Source organism: Vicinamibacteria bacterium (assembly GCA_035620555.1).
Classification (GTDB): Bacteria; Acidobacteriota; Vicinamibacteria; order Marinacidobacterales; family SMYC01; genus DASPGQ01.
Genome location: DASPGQ010000485.1, coordinates 1 through 2,289, shown reverse-complemented (window position 1 = coordinate 2,289; position 2,289 = coordinate 1). Strand labels below are relative to the sequence as shown.

Here is a 2,289-nt window from a genome sequence, read left to right as displayed (position 1 = left end):
TCAGCAGATCGACCATCTCCTCGCTGTTGTAAGCGAGGCCGCCCCCGCTGCCGCCGAGGGTGAAGCTTGGGCGGAGCACGACCGGGTAGCCGACCTCGGCCGCGAAGCTCAAACCCCTCTCCAGGTTGTCGACCAACTCGGAACGAGGCATGTCGAGGCCGATTTTCGCCATGGCCTCCTTGAACAGCAGACGGTCTTCGGCTTTTTTGATCGCGTCGAGTTTGGCGCCGATCAGCTCCACGCCGTACCTTTCCAGCACTCCCGCCTCGGCGAGTTCGACCGACCGGTTCAGGCCGGTCTGGCCGCCGACGGTCGAAAGCAGAGCGTCGGGACGCTCCTTGTCGATGATCTCGGTGAGGTACTCGAGCGTGAGCGGCTCGATGTAGGTCCGCTCGGCCAGTTCGGGATCCGTCATGATGGTCGCCGGATTCGAGTTGACCAGCACAGTCTCGTAGCCTTCGTCCCGGAGGGCCTTGCAGGCTTGTGTGCCGGAGTAGTCGAACTCGCAGGCCTGACCGATGACAATCGGGCCGGACCCGATGATCATGATCTTACGAATGTCGGTGCGCTTGGGCATCTAGATTCTCATTGTGGCAGTTCGGGAATTGGCGGAGCTTTCGCGGCGGACTCCTCCACCGCGGGCTTGCGATCCCGGCCGATCCGGCACCGGGCAACGCTCGGGGTCAGGCCGCCGCCTTCATCAGTTCCACGAACTCCTGGAACAAGTAGCGTGAATCATGCGGCCCCGGAGCGGCTTCCGGGTGATACTGTACGCAGAATACCGGGTCTTTTCGACTGCGAAATCCCTCCAGCGTCTGATCGTTCAGATTGACGTGGGTGACTTCGATGTCGGTTGTGTTCAGCGAATCGGGATCGACGCAAAAGCCGTGGTTCTGAGAAGTGATCTCCACCTTGCCGGTCAATTCGTTGCGGACGGGATGGTTTATACCGTGGTGCCCGAACTTGAGTTTGAACGTCTTGCCTCCCAGTGCCAGCCCGAGCACTTGATGTCCCAGGCAGATGCCAAAAATCGGCTTCCGCCCGATGAGCTTCCGAATGCTCCTCACCTGAGCGCTAAGCGGCTCGGGATCGCCGGGACCGTTCGAGATGAAGACGCCGTCTGGGTTCAACGCGAGTACTTCTTCCGCAGATGTGAGCGAGGGGACCACTGTCACGCGGCAGCCATGTTGCACTAGAGCACGCAAGATGTTGTGTTTGATTCCGAAATCGTAGGCCACAACGTGTAAGCGCTGGCCTTCTTGAATATATCCGGGGCGCACTTGTTCGGACGGAGAGCAGGGTTCCAATCCCTGGCGCCACTCATATTGCTGCTTGGTGGAGACTCCGGTTGCCAGATCCTGACCTTCCATCTTGGGGATCGTGCGAGCCTTTTCCGCCAGCTTGTTCACGTCGAGTTCCAAGGACGAGACCACACCGCGCATCGCGCCCCGCTCGCGAAGATGGCGCACGAGGGCGCGCGTGTCGATACCGGCGATGATCGGAATCGAGTGCGCAGCCAGAAAGTCGGACGCCTGTTGGGTGGAGCGCCAATTGCTAGCCACCGGCGAGAAGTCCCGCACGACCAGCCCTTCGATGTAGGGGCGCTCCGACTCGCTATCGTGGGGGTTGGCGCCATAGTTGCCGATGTGGGGATACGTGAGAACCACGATCTGTCCGCTATAGGAAGGATCCGTGAAGATCTCCTGATAGCCGGTGATCCCTGTATTGAAAACGACCTCCCCGCAGCCTTCCGCCCGGGCGCCCACGGCGTGGCCTCGAAAACAACGGCCGTCTTCCAGCACGAGTGCCGCTTCGTGAATCATTCGAGCACTCCAAAACGTTCGAGCGGCCAGTAGGCGAACACTGCCTTGCCGGTCACAAACTCGCGCGGAACCGTGCCCCACGTTCGGCTGTCGTTGGAGGTATTGCGGTGATCTCCCAAGACGTAGTACTCGCCGTCGGGCACGAGCACCGAGGGGTACGAACCCCGGTCGCGGTACTGAGGCGCTACATACGGTTCGGCGACCGGTTGCCCGTTGATCGTCAGACTACCCCCGGCGATCTCGACCAGATCCCCGGGCAGCCCGACGACCCTCTTGATGTAGGACTTGGATAGGTCCAGGGGAAAACGGAAGACGATGATGTCCCCGCGCTCGATTTCCTCGAATCGGTAGACGAACTTGTTGACGAAGATTCGTTCCTGATCTTCCAGCCAGGGCAGCATGCTCGTTCCCTCGACCTTTACCGGCTGGTACAGGAAAACGATCACCACCGCGGCGATGCCGACCG

At 60.7% G+C, this 2,289-nt stretch carries 3 protein-coding genes; all 3 read right to left on the bottom strand.

Annotated elements, in window-relative coordinates:
• The coding region (gene carB, locus VEK15_19775) for a carbamoyl phosphate synthase large subunit (GenBank protein HXV62948.1) at positions 1-577 on the bottom strand (577 nt) is incomplete at its 3' end.
• Positions 578-683: 106 nt separating this feature from the next.
• On the bottom strand, positions 684-1,823 hold the full coding sequence (gene carA / locus VEK15_19770) for a glutamine-hydrolyzing carbamoyl-phosphate synthase small subunit (GenBank protein HXV62947.1): 1,140 nt from the start codon (positions 1,821-1,823) through the stop codon (positions 684-686).
• Positions 1,820-2,289: signal peptidase I (gene lepB / locus VEK15_19765; protein HXV62946.1), on the bottom strand; the 470-nt coding region annotated here is incomplete at its 5' end. The genes carA and lepB, both read right to left, overlap by 4 nt.

What these genes read in the sequence shown, in the direction of transcription:
- carA (HXV62947.1), bottom strand. Translation starts at nt 1,823, where the DNA reads ATGATTCACGAAGCGGCACTCGTGCTGGAAGACGGCCGTTGTTTTCGA.